This window comes from Pseudacidovorax sp. DMC4, from assembly GCF_056314265.1.
In genome coordinates this window covers 1-16,165 of the sequence record NZ_JBQUYR010000024.1, presented here as the reverse complement: position 1 = coordinate 16,165, position 16,165 = coordinate 1, and the positions used below count along the sequence as shown (strand labels likewise).

Here is a 16,165-nt window from a genome sequence, read left to right as displayed (position 1 = left end):
GATTCTTGGCGTGGCTTCGCAATACGTCCAGCACCGATTCGCTATGCTGCCCATACCTGCGAGGTATGGAGACACCATGAACATCGAGATGCGCCATCTGCGCTACTTCATCGCCGTGGCCGAGGCCGGCAACCTCAGCCGCGCGGCGCAGAAGCTGTTCATCGCGCAGCCGCCTCTGTCGGTGCAGATCCGCCAGCTGGAAGAGGCGCTGGGCACCCCCCTCTTCATGCGCCACCCCAAGGGCGTGCACCTGACCGAGGCCGGCGAAGCCCTGCTGCCCGAGGCACGGGCGCTGGTGGAGCGGGTCGGCGGACTGCGGGCATGGATTGCCGGCGCCACGCCGACCCGCCGGCTCTCGCTGGGCTTCGTGCCTTCGGCCGGCAGCACCGTGCTGCCGCAGTTGCTGGCCGCGCTGCGTGCAGACGACCCCGGCCTGCAGTTCGAGCTGCGCGAGATGATCAGCAGCGAGCAGATCGATGCGCTGGCCAGCGGCCAGATCGACCTGGGCATCGCGCGCGCCGACATCCGCCACCCGCGCATCGCGACCGTGGTCCGCATCCTCGATCCCTTCTGCGTCGCCGTGGCCGCCACGCATCGGCTGCCGCGGGGCGGCACGGCAGACCTGCGCGCGTATGCGGAAGCGGACTTCGTGGCCTTCACGCGTCATCGGGGCCCGGCGTACTTCGACCAGGCCATCCACCTGTGCGCGCAGGCAGGCTTTTCTCCGCGCATCCGCTACGAGGCGAGCACCGTGCACGGGGTGCTGGATCTGGTGGGTGCGGGCCTGGGCATCGCACTGGTACCGGCCAGTTGCGTGTTGCTGTCCGCGCCCCAGGTTCGGCTGCTGCCCCTTGCCCAGCCGCAGAAGAGCGCCGTGCTCACGCTGCTTCGACGCAAGGCCGGCAGCGGTGCCCCCTGTCTCGTCGGAGAGGAAGTCCTGCAGCGCATCGTTGACTTGTTCGAGCGCCTGCGCGAGCGCACGGCCGCGAAGCTGCAAGGCTGAGTGGCGGGAAGACGCGCTGGACAGCGTGCGCTGACACAGCACAAGCTATGTAAAATGTTTTTACGCACTTTAATGCGTTAAATTGATTTACAAAACCAATTCTGTATGTCCGCCTTTACTGTACGAACTGCCGACCAGTTGCCTGGCCTGCTGCGTGCGCTTCGCAAGCAGAGCGGGCTGACGCAGGCCCAGATCGCGCAGCGACTGGGTGTGACCCAGCAGACCTACTCGGCCCTGGAGCGCAACGCCGAGAGCATGGGCGCCTCGCGACTGCTGTCGGTGCTCCACATCCTGGGGGCGGACATGGTGATCGTGCCGACCGAACCCGACGCCACCCCTCGCGCGGCCGAGCGCGATTCACCCGCCTGGTAGTCCATGGGCCGCCGCACCCATCGCCGGGCTCTGGGCCTCTGGATGAACGGCGCCTCCGTCGGCACCTGGAGCCTGACGCCCCACGCGCCCGACACGCTGCAATACGACGCCGACTGGACACGGTCGCCGGAGGGCCGGCCGCTGTCGTTGTCCCTGCCCTTCACGCCCGGCAACGCGCCGCACCGCGGCCCCAAGGTGCGCGCCTATTTCGAGAATCTGCTGCCCGACAGCAGGGACATCCGCGAGCGCATGGCGCGACGCCACGGCACGGGCAGCACCGACGCCTTCGACCTACTGGCGCGCATCGGCCGGGACTGTGTGGGAGCCTTGGAGATCCTGCCTGAAGGCCAGGCCTCGCCGGGCTCCTTCGCGATCCAGGCCGAGCCGCTCAGCGAGGCACGCGTCGCCGCCATCCTGCGCAGCGCCACGGCCACCGCGCCCCTGGGGCTTGCCGTCGACGACGAGGACCTGCGCATCTCCATCGCCGGCGCGCAGGAGAAGACCGCCCTGCTGCTGCAGGACGGCCTCTGGTGCCTGCCGCAGGGCAGCACGCCCACCACGCACATCCTCAAGCTGCCGCTCGGGCTCGTGGGCGGCATGAAGATCGACATGCGCCACTCGGTGGAAAACGAATGGCTGTGCGCGCGCATCCTGCGTGCCTTCGGCCTGCCGGTGGCCGACTGCCAGCCGCTGCAGTTCGAGGAGATGCGGGTGCTGGCTGTGGCGCGCTTCGACCGGCGCTGGTGGAGCGCCCCCGACGGGCGGCAGCAACTGCTGCGTCTGCCGCAGGAGGACTTCTGCCAGGCGACCGGCACGCCGCCCGACGCCAAGTACGAGGTGGACGGCGGGCCCGGCATCGACCGGATCATGGGTGTGCTCGATGGCTCGCTGACGCGCGAGGACGACCGCCGCACCTTCTTCCTGGCCCAGCTGCTGTTCTGGATGCTGGGTGCCACCGACGGCCATGCCAAGAACTTCAGCCTGTTTCTGCGGCCCGGCGGTCGCTACCAGCTCACGCCGCTGTACGACGTGCTGTCGGCCTGGCCCGTGCTCGGCGAAGGGCCGGGCGCCATCTCGGCGCACAAGGCGCGCATGGCCATGGCGGTGCGTGGCCGCAATGCGCACTGGAAGCTGCGGGAGATCCTGCCGCGGCACTGGGTCGCGCTCGGCCAGCGCCATGGCGTGCGCGCAGCGGATGGCCGGGGCGTTGAGGCGCTGATCGAGGCGGCCGCGACACTCACGCCGGGCGTGGTGGCGGCCGTCCACGGCGAACTGCCGGCGGGCTTTCCGGCCGAACTGGCCGACCGCATCCTGGGCGGCCTGGCGGATGCGGCACGCAAGCTCTCCGCCGGGCTGTGACGCGCCCGATGCGGGACGGGCCACCCTGCGCCGCCCCGGGGCTCACGGCGTCCACTACAGTGCCCGCCATGGATTGCCGCCCCGACTGCGGTGCCTGCTGCACCGCGCCCTCCATCTCCAGCCCCATTCCCGGCATGCCGCACGGCAAGCCCGCGGGCGTGCGCTGCATCCAGCTCGCCGACGACAACCGGTGCCGCATCTTCGGCCAGCCCGAGCGGCCGGCCTGCTGCGGCGGCCTGGCACCGTCGGCCGAGATGTGCGGCAGCTCGCGGACCGAGGCGCTGCGCTGGCTGACGCAGCTGGAAGCCGAGACCGCGCCCGAGACCGGACGTTGAGCGACGACGCTCCGCCGACAGCGGCGCAGTGACCCGGCGCGGGCGCGACTCAGGACCTACGAACCGTCCTTCTTCACCGGCGCCGCAACCGCGATGTCTGTCGGGGCTGCCACCTTCGAGGACTGCACGTCCGCCTGCGAGGCGCCCCATCCGCCGCCCAGCGCCCGCACCAGCGCCACGGTGGCCTGGTACTGCGCAGAGCGCACCTGCAGCGCCTGCCGCCGGTTGCGCAGCGCGCTGCGGCGCGCATCGAGCACATCGAGCTGGCTGATGTAGCCATTGCGGTAGCGGGTGTCCGACAGCTGCAGGGCCCGCGCCGCGGCCTCCACCGCCGTGGCCTGCGCAGCGGCCTGCTGCTGCAGCAGACGCAGGCCCGAGAGCTGGTCCTCCACCTCGCGGAAGGCATCGAGCGACTGCGCACGATAGGCCGCGACCGCCTCGTCGAGCACGCCGCTCGCATGCTCCACACCCGCGGCACGGCGGCCGCCATCGAGCAGCGGCAGCGACAGCAATGCACCCACGCCCCACGAACGCGCCGACCACTTGAACAGGTCGCCCAGCTCCGGCGAGGCAAAGCCACCGCCGGCCGTGAGTGCGACGTTCGGGAAGTACGCCGCCTGCGCCGCACCCACGCGGGCCTGCGCGGCCAGCACCGACGCCTGGGCTGCGGCCACGTCGGGCCGACGCAGCAACACGGTGGAGGGCACGCCCGCCGGCACCACGGGCAGTGCGGTCTGCCAGCGATCGACGCCGATGCCGAAGTCCGCCGGCGCACGGCCGACCAGCACGGCCAATGCATGCTCCAGTTCGGCACGGCGGCGATCCAGGGCGAGGGCCTCGGACTCGTTGGCCGAGACCTCGGCCTGCATGCGCGCCACGTCCAGCGCGGCCACGTCTCCGGCCTGCTCGCGGCGCTGCGTGAGGCGCAGCGTGTCGCGGTAGGCGGCCACGCCGTCGCGCACCAGGGCGCGCTCCTCGTCGGCGGAGCGCAGGGCCAGATAGGTCTGGGCCACTTCGGCCTGCACCATCAGGCGCGTGCTCTGCAGAATGGCCTCGCGCGCCTGGGCGTCGAGCGCAGCGGCGTCCTGCAGGCGCGACAGGCGGCCGAACAGATCCAACTCCCACGAGGCACTGAGGCCGGCGTTGAGCAGCGTGGAAGGCTGGGTGGACTGGTTGCGATCCAGCCCGCGCTGCCGCGTGGCGCCGCCTCCCAGGCCAAGCTGCGGCGAACGGTCGGCCTCGGCATTGCGCAACAACGCCCTCGCCTGCCGCACACGGGCCGCTGCCTGCTGCAGGCTGGTATTGGCCTCGGCCGCCTGCGCCACAAGCGCATCGAGCACCGGGTCCTGGAAGGCCTTCCACCATTCGCCGCGGGGCTGGGCCTCGGCGGCGGCGGCCTCGGTCCAGCGGCCTTCGGTCGTAGTCCGAGTGACGGGCAGCGCTTCCTTGAAACGGGCGGGCGTGGCGACGGCAGGCAGCTGCGCCGGTGCGGTGGCGCAGCCAGCGAGCACCAGGGCGGCCAGCAGCGGAACGAGGGTGCGGCGCTTCGACAGGCTCAGCGTGAACGGTTGGTGGTGATCGAAGGCGCTGCGCACTTGCGCTGTACGGGTCATGGTCGCGTCCGTCGACGACGGCCCCCTCGTGGTCGATTGCGTGTTTGTCATGGTCGTTGTCCTCGTGAACAAGGAATGCCTGGGCGTCATTCGTGAGCGCCGCGCGGTGCCGCGGGCAGAGCCGCGAGGCCACCACCGCCGCTGCCGTGATGGCCCGGCGTGGCGGGATGCTCGGCCGAGACGAAGTCGTCAGCCTGGGCCGGCACCTGGCCGTGCTGCCGCAGCGGCCGGTTGCCGGCCAGGCGGCGCAGCGCCACGTAGAAGACGGGCGTGAGGAAGAGACCGAAGGCCGTCACGCCGATCATCCCGGCGAACACGGCCACGCCCATGGCATGGCGCATCTCGGCACCCGCGCCGGAGGACAGCACCAGCGGCAGCACGCCCATGATGAAGGCCAGCGAGGTCATCAGGATGGGCCGCAGCCGCAGCCTGCTGGCCTCGATGGCGGCCTGCACCGGCGTTCGACCCGCAAACTCCAGCTCCCGCGCGAACTCCACGATCAGGATCGCGTTCTTGGCGGACAGGCCCACCAGCACGATCAAGCCGATCTGCGTGAAGACGTTGTTGTCCCCCGCCGAGAGCCACACGCCGGTCATCGCCGCCAGCAGCCCCATGGGCACGATCAGGATGATGGCCAGCGGCAGCGTCAGGCTTTCGTACTGCGCGGCCAGCACCAGGAAGACCAGCAGGATCGCCAGCGGGAAGACGAGGATCGCCGAGTTGCCGGCCAGGATCTCCTGGTAGGTCAGGTCGGTCCATTCGAAGTCGATGCCCGCCGGCAGCGTCTCTGCAGCGATGCGCGCGATGGCGGCCTGCGCCTGGCCAGACGAATAGCCGGGTGCGGCGCCGCCGTTGACGTCGGCCGTGAGATAGCCGTTGTAGCGCATGGCGCGCTCGGGCCCGAAGCTCGCGTCGACCTTCATCAGGGCAGACAGCGGGATCATCTCGCCCGAGGACGAGCGCACCTTGAGCGCGCCGATGTCCTCGGCCCGCGCACGGTTGGGCGCATCGGCCTGCACGCGCACGCTGTAGGTGCGGCCGAACTTGTTGAAGTCGTTCGCATACAGGCTGCCCAGGTAGATCTGCAGGGTGTCGAAGATGTCGGTCAGCGGCACGCCCAGTTGCCGCGCCTTGGTGCGGTCCACGTCGGCGAAGAGCTGGGGCACGTTGACCTGCCAGCTGGTGAACATGCCGGCCAGTTCGGGCGTCTGCCGCGCCTTGGCCATGAAGGCCTGCACCGCCTTGTCCATGGCCTCATAGCCCAGCGAGGCGCGATCCTCCAGCTGCAGCTTGAAGCCACCGGTGGTGCCCAGGCCCGCCACGGGCGGCGGCGGGAACATCACGATGAACGCGTCCTGGATGCCCGCGAAGGCCTGGTTGAGCTGGCCGGCCACGGCCGCCCCGCTCTGCTCCGGCGCCTTGCGCTGGTCGAAAGGCTTGAGCATGGCGAACACGATGCCCGCGTTGGAGCTGTTGGTGAAGCCGTTGATCGACAGGCCCGGGAAGGCCAGCGTGCCTTCCACATTGGGGTTCTTCTTCATGATGTCGCCCATGCGGCGGATCACGTCGTCGGTGCGGTCCAGCGTGGCGCCATCGGGCAGCTGGGCGAAGCCGATCAGGTACTGCTTGTCCTGCGTGGGCACGAAGCCGCCGGGCACGGCCTTGAAGAGACCGAAGGTCAGCGCGACCAGCGCGACGTAGATGCCCAGCATCAGCGTCTTGCGCGAGATCACGCCGCGCACACCGCGGCCATAGCCTTCGCTGCCGCGGTGGAACAGCCGGTTGAACCCGCGGAAGAAGCCACCCAGCAGCCGGTCCATGCCGCGCGTGAGCGCATCGCGCGGCGCGTCGTGGCCCTTGAGCAGCAGGGCCGCCAGGGCCGGCGACAGCGTGAGCGAGTTGATGGCCGAGATCACCGTCGAGATGGCGATGGTGACGGCGAACTGCCGGTAGAACTGGCCCGTCAGGCCCGAGATGAAGGCCAGCGGCACGAACACCGCCACCAGCACCAGCGCGATGGCGATGATGGGCCCCGACACCTCGCGCATGGCTCTGTACGTGGCCTCGCGCGGCGTCAGACCGGCCTCGATGTTGCGCTCCACGTTCTCCACCACCACGATGGCGTCGTCCACCACGATGCCGATGGCCAGCACCAGGCCGAACAGCGACAGCGCATTGATGGAGAAGCCCAGCAGGTGCAGCACGGCAAAGGTGCCCACCACCGACACCGGCACGGCCAGCAGCGGGATGATGGACGCGCGCCAGGTCTGCAGGAACAGGATGACGACCAACACCACCAGGGCCACGGCCTCCAGCAGCGTGTGGATCACCGATTCGATGGACGCGCGCACGAACTGCGTGGGGTCGTAGGCGATGCGGTATTCCACGCCCTCGGGCATGGCCTTCTGGATCTCGGCCATGGTGCGGCGCACCTGCTCGGAGATCTGCAGCGCGTTGGAGCCGGGCGCCTGGAAGACGCCGATGCCCACTGCCGGGTCGTTGTCCAGCAGCGAGCGCAGCGAGTAGTCGGCCGCACCCAGCTGGATGCGGGCCACATCGCGCAGACGCACCACCTGCGTCGAAGGCTCACCGGCGGCGCCGCCCTTGACGATGATGTCGCCGAACTCCTCTTCATTGGCCAGGCGGCCGCGCGCGTTGACCGACAGCTGCAGGTCCACGCCCGAGAGGCCCGGCGAGGCCCCGACCACGCCGGCCGCGGCCTGGATGTTCTGCCCACGGATGGCGGCCACCACGTCGCCAGCAGCGAGGCCACGCTGGGCCATCTTCTGCGGATCGAGCCAGACGCGCATCGCGTACTCGCCGCCGCCCCAGATCTGCACCTGGCCCACGCCTTCGATGCGGGCCAGGCGGTCCTTGACGTTGAGCACCGCGTAGTTGCGCAGGTAGTCGATGTCGTAGCGCTTGTTGGGCGACACCAGGTGCACCACCATCGTGATGTCCGGCGAGCTCTTGACGGTGGCCAGGCCCAGGCGGCGCACCTCTTCCGGCAACCGCGGCTCGGCCTGGGCCACGCGGTTCTGCACCAGCTGCTGGGCCTTGTCGGGGTCGGTGCCCAAGCGGAAGGTCACCGTCAGCGTCATCACGCCGTCGGTGGTGGCCTGGCTGCTCATGTAGAGCATGCCTTCGACGCCGTTGATCTGCTCTTCGAGCGGCGTGGCCACCGTCTCGGCGATCACCTTGGGATTGGCGCCGGGGTACTGCGCGCGCACCACGATCTGCGGTGGTGCCACTTCGGGGTACTCGGAGATCGGCAGGCCGCGCAGCGCGATCAGCCCGGCGATCAGCATCAGCAGCGACAGCACGCCGGCAAAGATCGGCCGGTCGATGAAGAACTTGGAGAGATTCATGGCGCCAACTCCTGGTGGCGGGGTGAAGCGATCCCCCGCGCGCAGCACGAAGGCTGCGCACGGTGGCGACTTGGAAGCGGAAAGAAAGGGAGAGCGCCGCGTGCAGCGCGATGCGTCAGCGGTGGGGTGCCTTTAGCTGCGCGAGGCGACGCGCTCGGCCGCCGCCGAACTGGCGGCCGTCATCGGCACCTCGGTGGGCGCCACGACCATGCCGGGCCGCACATGCTGCGTGCCATTGACCACGACACGCTCACCGGCCTTGAGGCCGGTGCTGACCACACGCAGGCCCTGCACGGGCGCGCCGAGCGTGATCTCGCGGTATTCGGTCTTGTTGCCCTCGCCCACCACCAGCACGAACTTCTTGTTCTGGTCGGTGCCGATGGCCCGCTCACTGACCAGCAGCGCGCGGCTCTCGCCGGCCTGGCCCATGCGGATGCGGGCGAACTGGCCGGGGATGAGCGCACCATCGGTGTTGTCGAAGCGGGCGCGCACCCGCACGGTGCCGCTGCGGGCATCGACCTGGTTATCGATCAATTGCAGGCGACCTTCGTAGGGCGTGCCCTCGGTGGCGGCGGTGCCCATCTGCACCGGGATGCTGGCGAGCTGGGCCCGTGCACTGGCACCGCCGGGCAGTGCCTTCAAGGCGCGGGCCACCACCTGCTCGTCGGCATCGAAGCTGGCGTAGATGGGGCTCACCGACACCAGCGTGGTCAGCACCGGCGCACCTGGGCCGGCGGGCACGAGATTGCCCACGGTCACCTCGGCCCGGCCGATGCGGCCGGCCACCGGCGCGCGCACCTGCGTGTACGACAGATTCAGCCTGGCACTTTGCAGCGCGGCCTGGGCGGCGCGCAGGTTGGCTTCGGCTTCCTGGCCGGCATTGAGGCGCTCATCCAGTTCGCGCTGGGCGATGGCCTGCTCGCCGTACAGCCGGCGGGCGCGCTCCTGCTCGCTGCGGGTGTAGGCGGCGCGGGCCTGGGCCGAGGCCACCTGCGCCTCGGCGCGCTGCACCTCGGCCTGGTAGGGCGCCGGGTCGATGGTCAGCAGCAGTTCGCCCTGCTTGACCAGCGCGCCTTCGCGGAAGTGGATGGCCTGCACGGCGCCGGCCACGCGCGAGCGGACCTCGACGCGCTCGACGGCTTCCAGGCGGCCCGAGAACTCGTCCCAGGCGCTGACGGGCCGCGACTCGACGGCGGCCACGGTCACGGGCGTGGCAGGGGGAGCCGCAGGCACGGGCGTGTCGCTGGCCTCGGCACGCAGGCCGGGAACGCCCAGCACACCGGCACCGATGGCGAGCACGGCGGTAAGGCTGGTGATGGCGGGCCACACGCGGCGGCGGGTGGGTGGCGTGGCGGCAGCGGGGGTCTTGTCGAGGTGGGACATGGAGGTCTTTCTTTCGGATCGAAGGAATGCAGGGGCCAGCCCGGCGCTTGTGGCGCAGGCGGCATGGGCGTGGAAGAAGGGGTGGCGTGCGCGCGGCTTCAGCCGGCGCAGCACGGCCCGCGCGGCCGGGCAAGGCCGCGAGCGCAGTCGCAAGGGGGTGATCGGTCAGCGCCGTACAGCGGCGCCGTCGGCACGCCGATCAGCTGGGCGGCGTGGCCGCCGCCGCGCGCCGGGCCTCGAAGAAGGCCGTGACCCTCTGACGCGCGGCCACACCGCAGGCCGGACATCCCGGGTCATCGGGCTGGTACAGCGCCTCGGGCCACTGGGAGGTGGCGGGCAGCACTTCCGCCACCACGTCGATGCCGGCGGCGCGCAGCCGCTTGGCATAGGCCAGGGCCTCGTCCCGCATCGGGTCGTCGGGGCCGACCAGCACCAGCGTCGGCGCCACGTCGGTCAGCCGCAGGGCCGAACCGGGCACCGCGTAGGGATGCGTGGCATCCATCGGACGGCGCAGGTATTGCTGCCAGCCGGTGGCCCATTTGCAGGCCGCATCGGCGCAGGAGGCCTCGCGCAGCGACGCGGTGCCGGCGCAAGGGTCCAGCATGGGCGAGAGCAGGATCTGGCCCGCCAGCGGCGGGTGGCCACGATCGCGGGCCACCAGCGCCACCGCAGCGGCAAGGTTGCCGCCGGCCTCCTCGCCCGCCAGATAGATCTGCGCGCCCTTGCCCGCCAGCTTGACGCGCTGCTTGTAGAGCCATTCGAGGGCCGCAAAGCCCACCTCGATGGGCTTGGGAAAGGGATGCTCGGGTGCCAGCGGATAGGCCAGCGACAGGACGCGCGCACCCGCAGCGGCCAGCAGCCGGCCCACGTTGCGCCCGTTGTCCAGGTCGCCGCAGACGAAGGTGCCGCCATGGAAATGCAGCACCAGCGGCATGGCCGCCGCTCCCTTGAGACGCTCTCCGTAGATGCGGGCCTTCACGGGCTCGCTGCCGGGCAGGTCGATGTGCAGGTCCTCCTCCGCCACGGCGCAGCCGGCCGGGGAAGTGGCGGCGGACGCTGGGGCTTGGGGATTCGTGCTCATGGCAGGCCTTTCGGATCGGACGTGGGAAGTCTTTGGGGTGCGGCGTGGATCGAACTATACGAACGCCCGCCGCTTGCACGGACCGTGCCGATGCCCCTACTCTGTTTCCCGCGCAGCAACAATGGAGGGCTGGTTGCCGCACAGAATGCGGGGCCACAAGGCGGCCTGGCAATTGCCAGCCTGCCGCATCCCGCGCGCGCGGGATGTCAGCCCTTTTCGCACATCGATCCATGGACCAGATCCAGACCATGCGGGTGTTCGTGCGTGTCGTGGAGGCGGGCAATTTCACCCGCGCCGGCGACTCGCTCGGCCTGCCCAAGGCCACCGTGACCAAGCAGATCCAGTCGCTGGAGTCGCGGCTGCGCGTCAAGCTGCTCAACCGCACCACGCGGCGCGTGACTGTCACGCCCGACGGGGCGGCCTACTACGAGCGCGTCGCGCGCCTGCTCAGCGACTTCGACGAGCTGGAGTCGAGCATGACCAACAGCAACGCCGCGCCCTCAGGCCGGCTGCGCGTGGACGTGGGCACCGCCATGGCGCGGCTCGTCCTCATCCCGCGGCTGCAAAGTTTCTGCGACCAGTACCCCGACATCCAGGTGGACCTGGGCGTCAGCGATCGTCCGGTCGACCTGATCGGCGACAACGTGGACGTGGTGATCCGCGGCGGCGAGATCGGCGATCAGTCGCTGGTGGCGCGACGCATCGGCACCCTGCCCTTCATGACGGTCGCCTCGCCGGACTACCTGAAGCGTTACGGCGTGCCCCGCACGCCGCACGACCTGGAGCGCGGGCGGCAGCATGTCATCAACTTCTTCTCGCACAACTCGCGCCGGGTCTATCCGCTGGAGTTCCACAAGGATGGCGAGACGCTGGAGGTGACCGGCCCCGCCCGCCTCGCCGTGAACGACAGCAATGCCTACACTGAGGCAGCGCTCGCTGGCTTCGGGGTGGCCCAGATGGTCCGGTTCATCGCCGCGCCCTACGTGGCCCGGGGCGAACTGGTGGAGCTGTTTCCGGACTGGGAATGCCCTCCCCTGCCGGTGCATGTGGTGTATCCGCCCAACCGCCACCTGAGTGCCAAGGTCCGCGCCTTCGTGGACTGGACGGCGGCGGAGTTCGCCCGCAACCAGGATCTGGCCCGCGCGCCGGACGCCGCAGCGGTCCGCGCCGGCTGACGTCGGCGCTCGCCCGTCTGCCCTGCCAGGCCGTGCCGGGCATCACTCCTCGTCGCCGCCCATCTCGGTCGCGATCTCCAGCAGATCTTCAGCGCTGGGCTTGTCCCAGCCGGGGCCGAAGGTTGCATCGCCGAAGAAGCGCAGCATCTCCTGCCGCACCATCGGATGCTGCCAGCCGCTGGAACCCAGCCGCTTGATGATGGACGGATGGGCGCCGCGGCCCTGCAGGGCGAGCATCAGCTGGCCTTCCAGCTCGTGCTGGGTTTCCTCGGACAGTTGCTCGATGGCGGACAGGCAACGCTCGTTGGCGCGGCGAATCCATTCCGCCTGCCAGCGCTGGCGACGCTGCGACTGTTGCTCGCGCGCCGCCAGCGCCGCTGCGGCTGGGTGGGCCGCCGTGGCCTGCGCCGCGGCATCGGCTTGGTCGCCGCCCCGGGCCAGCAACGCCTTGAGATAGCGGGCCGGATCCCGCAGCGGTTCGGGATAGGCCGTGTTCACCCGCCGCTCCAGCACATCGAGGGCCGAGCGCACCGCGGCCTCGTCGCAACCCGCCGCCATCTGCTCGAAGGCTTCCTCGCTCACTCCCAGCGCGATGGCGCGGCTCACAGCGACCATGTCGACCGGCGCGGGCGCGCGGGCCAATGTGAGCGCCGACTGCTTCTTTCGGCCAATGTGGAACTGGATCTCGTCGATGAATCGGCCCTGCTTGTGCTCGACCAGCTCGATCTCCAGATCGGTGATCGCATTGACTTCGGCGATGGCCGGCTTGAGGGTGTCGCGCTTGAAGATCCGGTATTCGAGGCGGTCGGTCTTCTCGGTGTGGGGATTGCCGCTGAGCACCGGGTACCACCAGCGCCAGGGCTGTCGCGCCGTCCGGCCGATGTCCTTGTAGCGGGTGCAGATCTCGTAGAGCACCACGCCCGCATGGGTGCGCAACTGGCTGATCACTTCCAGCCGAAGCCGCGCGAACACGCTCGGGTCCAGCAGTTCCTGCTTGAGGTTGACCGCGTAGGACCACTCGACCCAGACCTGGCCGCGCTCCTTGCTGAGTCGCGCATGGGCCAGCAGGCCACTGACATTCCAGGCCGCGCCCTCCCCGCTCGTGGGCGACTGCCACTCCACGGTGGTGGACACCATCGCCCTCAGGTGCTTCTTGATCAGCGCATGGTCGTTGCTGTCGAAATCCAGGCCGCGGACCACCGAGTCGAGCGGGGTCCGGAAGACGTCCTTCTCCATGCCCTGCTCCTGCGCCAGGTACAGCAGCACGTTGTAGCTCTTGCGCCCGAGCGTGGTGATCCGCGTCGACTTGGGGACGATGGCCAGCGTGTTGACGGCCTTGCGCAGCAGCTGCACGTCGTCGGAGACGGCCGGACCGCCGCCGCCCGCGGAAGCACGGGTGCGCAGGGTGTCGGGAGACCGAAGGGTTCGAGCCATGGACGGTAATGTACGCGAGAGGTGATCCGGCCTTTCACCTGAAAGCGTTCCGATCCTGTTCCTGAAAACTCTCACGTGAAACCAGGACCGCGCCCCGCTGAAACAGACGAAGGCGGAGAGTTTTCGGGATCGCCGGCCGAAGAAGCGTGGGCGCCGCCATCTGGAAACGGCGCACCGCCCCGATTTCGGCCCCGGAGTGCCCTTCTCTCTTCCACAGCGCACCACAAAGCAGCGCAAGACACCTCGATGGAGGCCCACGGAGCGGCGGCCCGCCCTTCTTTCCTGAAAACACTCACCTCAGACCGTCTCGCTGCGACCTCATGAACTCATGAAAACACGCACCCTCACTACCGAAAAGTCTCCGTCTTCTCCCGTCTCCCTGGCTCTCAGCTCCCGATCCGTCGCCATATCGTCCTGAATCCCTGCATGTCTTCGGCGCCAAGCGCTTGTCACCATTGGGTTTTCTCGGCTCTAAAGGTATTAAAGAGATTGAAGGACTTAGAGTCTTTCCTAAAGGCGATCCAAACTACAGAAACCGAATCACGCAACAGATGCGGGAGCCTTGACGTTTTTCTGGCCAATTCACGGAATTCCGTCAAGCGCCTCGGTAAACTCGAGCCATCAGGAGTTTCATATGGCATCTTCCCCTCTTCCAGCCCCCCGGCCCATCAGTCTCTCGGACATTGCCGCGCAGGCCGAACGCGCCGTTGCCATGATGGAGCAGATCCGCTCCGCCATGTTGGCACCCACTGCACGCAAAGAAGCCCCCATGTTCAGCCTCTCCCAGCTGGCCAGCCTGCTGGAGATGGAAAAAGGCTCGATCTCGCACCGGCTCGGCAAAGGCGACCTGCCTGCGGGGCGGCTCAACGCTTCGGGCAGCCGACGGGAATTCACGCTGGCCGAAGCGCGCCAGTGGGTTCGCGAGTACCGCAAGGACCGCCTGCGGCCCGAAGGTGCTGAGGCGGTGACCATTTCCATCGGCAACTTCAAGGGCGGCGTATCCAAGACGACGACCGCCGTCACGCTGGCGCAAGGCCTGTCGCTGCTGGGGCATCGCGTGCTGGTCATCGACACCGATCCTCAAGGTTCGCTGACCACGCTGTTCGGCATCCTCCCAGACACGGAGGTCGAGGAACAGGACACCATCCTGCCTCTGGCCATGGGAACGGAGACCTCGATCCGGTACGCGATCCGCTCCACCTATTGGGATGGCATCGACCTGGTCGCCGCCGCGCCCGTGTTGTTCGGCGCAGAGTTCGCGCTCCCTGCCCGGCAGACGCAGGAGCCCGGTTTCGAGTTCTGGCGGGTGCTAGACCTCGGCATCGATGACGTGCGTGGCGACTACGACGTGATCGTGATCGACACCCCCCCTGCCCTGTCGTACACGACCATCAATGCGTTCATGGCCTCCAACGGCATCATCATGCCGTTGCCGCCAAATGCCCTCGACTTTGCGTCCGCCTCGCAGTTCTGGAGCCTTTTCTCCGACCTGACCGGGGAACTGCTCACCAAGCGCGGTCTGGACAAGCATTTCGATTTCATCCATGTGTTGCTGGCCCGGGTCGATTCGGCCGACGCCGCCAGTACGGTCATCCGCCAGTGGATCGGCCAGACTTACGCGGAAAAGGTGCTCCCAGTGGAGATTCCCAAGACTGCCGTCACCGGGGTGGCCAGTGCTGAATTCGGCACCGTGTACGACGTCTCCCGCTACGACGGGAGCGCCCGCACCTTCAAACGTGCACGGGACGCCTATGACAGCTTCGTCGGGCAGATCGAAGGGTCGGTCCGCGCCGTGTGGAACGGACAGGTGGGGGTGTTGAACGGTTCAACACCCCCGGTCAACTCGCCTAAGGAGGGTCGTCGATGAGCAAGAAGCTTGCAGCAAAGGCCAGCCTGATCCAGCTGCCGCCCTTCCGCATGCCGCCTGCGGCGCCCGCTACCCCGGCCGTTGATGCCCAGCCCCGAGAATTGCCGGTCAGCCCCATGGGGGCACCGGTAGCCTCCAGCGCACCCAACGCGGAGGCGCGTCCCAAGACCGCGCCGGGGTCCATGGCGGTGTTCATGGCATCACAGTCGGCGGCCGTGAAAGAGGCGGAAGAGCTGAAGCTCAAGTTGCGCGCGTTTGAGGGTGCGGTGCCGATGAAGGCTTTGGATCCCCGGCGGATCCGCGCTTCCCGGTGGGCGAACCGGCATGCCAACGCGCTGGCCGACAAGGCCTTCGAGGAGTTGAAGACGGACATCGCTTCGAGCGGGGCGAACGTGCAGCCTGTCTGTGTCCGTGCGCTGGCTGAAGGCACCGATCCGGCGGCCGACTATGAGCTCGTGTTCGGCCACCGTCGGCATCGCGCCTGTCTGGAACTGGGCATCCCCGTTCAGGCCATCATTGCGGACATCGACGACAAAGGCCTGTTCGAGGCCATGGAGCGCGAGAACCGCGCCCGCAAGAACCTCAGCGCCTGGGAGCAGGGCATGATGTACAGGCGGGCGCTCGACAACGGCCTGTACCCGTCCCAGCGCAAGCTGGCCGAGGCAGTGGGCGTCGACTTGTCGCTGATCTCCAAGAGCCTTGCCTTGGCGCGCTTGCCCGATGCCGTGGTCGAGGCATTTCCTTCACCCCTCGACGTGCAGTTCCGCTGGGCCCAGCCGCTCAGCGAAGTGCTGCAGCGGGACCCCGAAGGCCTCGTCGCGCGCGCGAAGGAGCTGAAGGCCAGCAAGGTGGCGTTGAATGCCAAGCAGGTGCTAGACGCCCTGCTTGGCCAGGGCGACAAGGTGTTGAACCGTTCAACAGCCCCGGCTGAAAGACGCTTAGGTAGGGCAGGGCAGGGCGCTGTGCTGGCTGCGGATGCGACCGGCCGAATGACGCTGCGCTTCGACCGGGGTGTTCTAACGCCGGCGCGTGAAGCGGCGCTGATCGACTGGTTGAACGCGCAACTCGGGGCAGACTGACCGCGCGCGGTGGTGTTGAACCGTTCAACACCACCGTCTGGCGTCATGGCGCCGGGGCCATGACAAGTAGGAGGAGGGCGTTCATCCACCCCCCCC

12 protein-coding genes are annotated in these 16,165 nt (G+C 68.9%); 7 read left to right on the top strand and 5 right to left on the bottom strand.

All coding sequences use genetic code 11. From position 1 onward, the window contains the following. Positions 1 to 76 precede the first annotated feature (76 nt). The 4 genes from ACT54X_RS28125 (at position 77) to ACT54X_RS28110 (ending at position 3,069) form a co-directional block, all read left to right on the top strand. Positions 77 to 1,003 (top strand): LysR family transcriptional regulator, encoded by a 927-nt coding sequence (locus ACT54X_RS28125; RefSeq protein ID WP_476349888.1) that lies wholly within the window; start codon positions 77 to 79, stop codon positions 1,001 to 1,003. Between the two features lie 105 nt (positions 1,004 to 1,108). Further along, a complete protein-coding gene (locus ACT54X_RS28120) occupies positions 1,109 to 1,375 on the top strand; it encodes a helix-turn-helix transcriptional regulator (RefSeq protein ID WP_476349886.1) in 267 nt (88 codons plus the stop codon). 3 nt (positions 1,376 to 1,378) lie between these two features. Next, the gene (locus ACT54X_RS28115; protein ID WP_476349884.1) at positions 1,379 to 2,734 is read left to right on the top strand and encodes a type II toxin-antitoxin system HipA family toxin; all 1,356 of its coding nucleotides are present in this window, start codon (positions 1,379 to 1,381) and stop codon (positions 2,732 to 2,734) included. Positions 2,735 to 2,802: 68 nt separating this feature from the next. Next, positions 2,803 to 3,069, top strand: coding sequence for a YkgJ family cysteine cluster protein (locus ACT54X_RS28110; RefSeq protein WP_017759195.1), 267 nt, complete (start codon positions 2,803 to 2,805; stop codon positions 3,067 to 3,069). Between the two features lie 56 nt (positions 3,070 to 3,125). On the opposite strand, the gene ACT54X_RS28105 is transcribed toward ACT54X_RS28110, so the two are convergent. The 4 genes from ACT54X_RS28105 to ACT54X_RS28090 all read right to left on the bottom strand — a co-directional run bounded on the left by ACT54X_RS28105 (position 3,126) and on the right by ACT54X_RS28090 (position 10,514). Beyond that, positions 3,126 to 4,682 (bottom strand): efflux transporter outer membrane subunit, encoded by a 1,557-nt coding sequence (locus ACT54X_RS28105; protein ID WP_294378786.1) that lies wholly within the window; start codon positions 4,680 to 4,682, stop codon positions 3,126 to 3,128. Positions 4,683 to 4,768: 86 nt separating this feature from the next. Beyond that, on the bottom strand, positions 4,769 to 8,050 hold the full coding sequence (locus ACT54X_RS28100) for an efflux RND transporter permease subunit (protein ID WP_294378783.1): 3,282 nt from the start codon (positions 8,048 to 8,050) through the stop codon (positions 4,769 to 4,771). Between the two features lie 132 nt (positions 8,051 to 8,182). Then, positions 8,183 to 9,433: an efflux RND transporter periplasmic adaptor subunit gene (locus tag ACT54X_RS28095; RefSeq protein ID WP_294378749.1), complete on the bottom strand. Its 1,251-nt coding sequence runs from the start codon at positions 9,431 to 9,433 to the stop codon at positions 8,183 to 8,185. 199 nt (positions 9,434 to 9,632) lie between these two features. Continuing rightward, a complete protein-coding gene (locus ACT54X_RS28090) occupies positions 9,633 to 10,514 on the bottom strand; it encodes an alpha/beta hydrolase (RefSeq protein WP_294378744.1) in 882 nt (293 codons plus the stop codon). A gap of 230 nt (positions 10,515 to 10,744) precedes the next feature. Between ACT54X_RS28090 and ACT54X_RS28085 the strand changes: the two genes are divergently transcribed. After that, complete coding sequence (locus ACT54X_RS28085; RefSeq protein WP_294378741.1) at positions 10,745 to 11,689, top strand: LysR family transcriptional regulator; 945 nt, start codon at positions 10,745 to 10,747, stop codon at positions 11,687 to 11,689. Positions 11,690 to 11,731: 42 nt separating this feature from the next. On the opposite strand, the gene ACT54X_RS28080 is transcribed toward ACT54X_RS28085, so the two are convergent. Next, the gene (locus tag ACT54X_RS28080; protein WP_294378738.1) at positions 11,732 to 13,123 is read right to left on the bottom strand and encodes a replication initiation protein; all 1,392 of its coding nucleotides are present in this window, start codon (positions 13,121 to 13,123) and stop codon (positions 11,732 to 11,734) included. 634 nt (positions 13,124 to 13,757) lie between these two features. Between ACT54X_RS28080 and ACT54X_RS28075 the strand changes: the two genes are divergently transcribed. Next, complete coding sequence (locus ACT54X_RS28075; RefSeq protein WP_294378735.1) at positions 13,758 to 14,990, top strand: AAA family ATPase; 1,233 nt, start codon at positions 13,758 to 13,760, stop codon at positions 14,988 to 14,990. Continuing rightward, entirely contained in the window at positions 14,987 to 16,069 is a 1,083-nt protein-coding gene (locus ACT54X_RS28070; RefSeq protein WP_294378733.1) for a ParB/RepB/Spo0J family partition protein, read from the top strand. Before ACT54X_RS28075 ends, ACT54X_RS28070 begins: the two co-directional genes overlap by 4 nt. The last annotated feature ends 96 nt before the right edge of the window (positions 16,070 to 16,165 follow it).

Coding starts and splice junctions, on each gene's coding strand:
- ACT54X_RS28090 (WP_294378744.1), bottom strand. CDS start 10,514: ATGAGCACGAATCCCCAAGCCCCAGCGTCCGCCGCCACTTCCCCGGCC.
- ACT54X_RS28120 (WP_476349886.1), top strand. CDS start 1,109: ATGTCCGCCTTTACTGTACGAACTGCCGACCAGTTGCCTGGCCTGCTG.
- ACT54X_RS28080 (WP_294378738.1), bottom strand. CDS start 13,123: ATGGCTCGAACCCTTCGGTCTCCCGACACCCTGCGCACCCGTGCTTCC.
- ACT54X_RS28125 (WP_476349888.1), top strand. CDS start 77: ATGAACATCGAGATGCGCCATCTGCGCTACTTCATCGCCGTGGCCGAG.
- ACT54X_RS28110 (WP_017759195.1), top strand. CDS start 2,803: ATGGATTGCCGCCCCGACTGCGGTGCCTGCTGCACCGCGCCCTCCATC.
- ACT54X_RS28095 (WP_294378749.1), bottom strand. CDS start 9,433: ATGTCCCACCTCGACAAGACCCCCGCTGCCGCCACGCCACCCACCCGC.
- ACT54X_RS28105 (WP_294378786.1), bottom strand. CDS start 4,682: ATGACCCGTACAGCGCAAGTGCGCAGCGCCTTCGATCACCACCAACCG.
- ACT54X_RS28115 (WP_476349884.1), top strand. CDS start 1,379: ATGGGCCGCCGCACCCATCGCCGGGCTCTGGGCCTCTGGATGAACGGC.
- ACT54X_RS28085 (WP_294378741.1), top strand. CDS start 10,745: ATGGACCAGATCCAGACCATGCGGGTGTTCGTGCGTGTCGTGGAGGCG.
- ACT54X_RS28100 (WP_294378783.1), bottom strand. CDS start 8,050: ATGAATCTCTCCAAGTTCTTCATCGACCGGCCGATCTTTGCCGGCGTG.
- ACT54X_RS28070 (WP_294378733.1), top strand. CDS start 14,987: ATGAGCAAGAAGCTTGCAGCAAAGGCCAGCCTGATCCAGCTGCCGCCC.
- ACT54X_RS28075 (WP_294378735.1), top strand. CDS start 13,758: ATGGCATCTTCCCCTCTTCCAGCCCCCCGGCCCATCAGTCTCTCGGAC.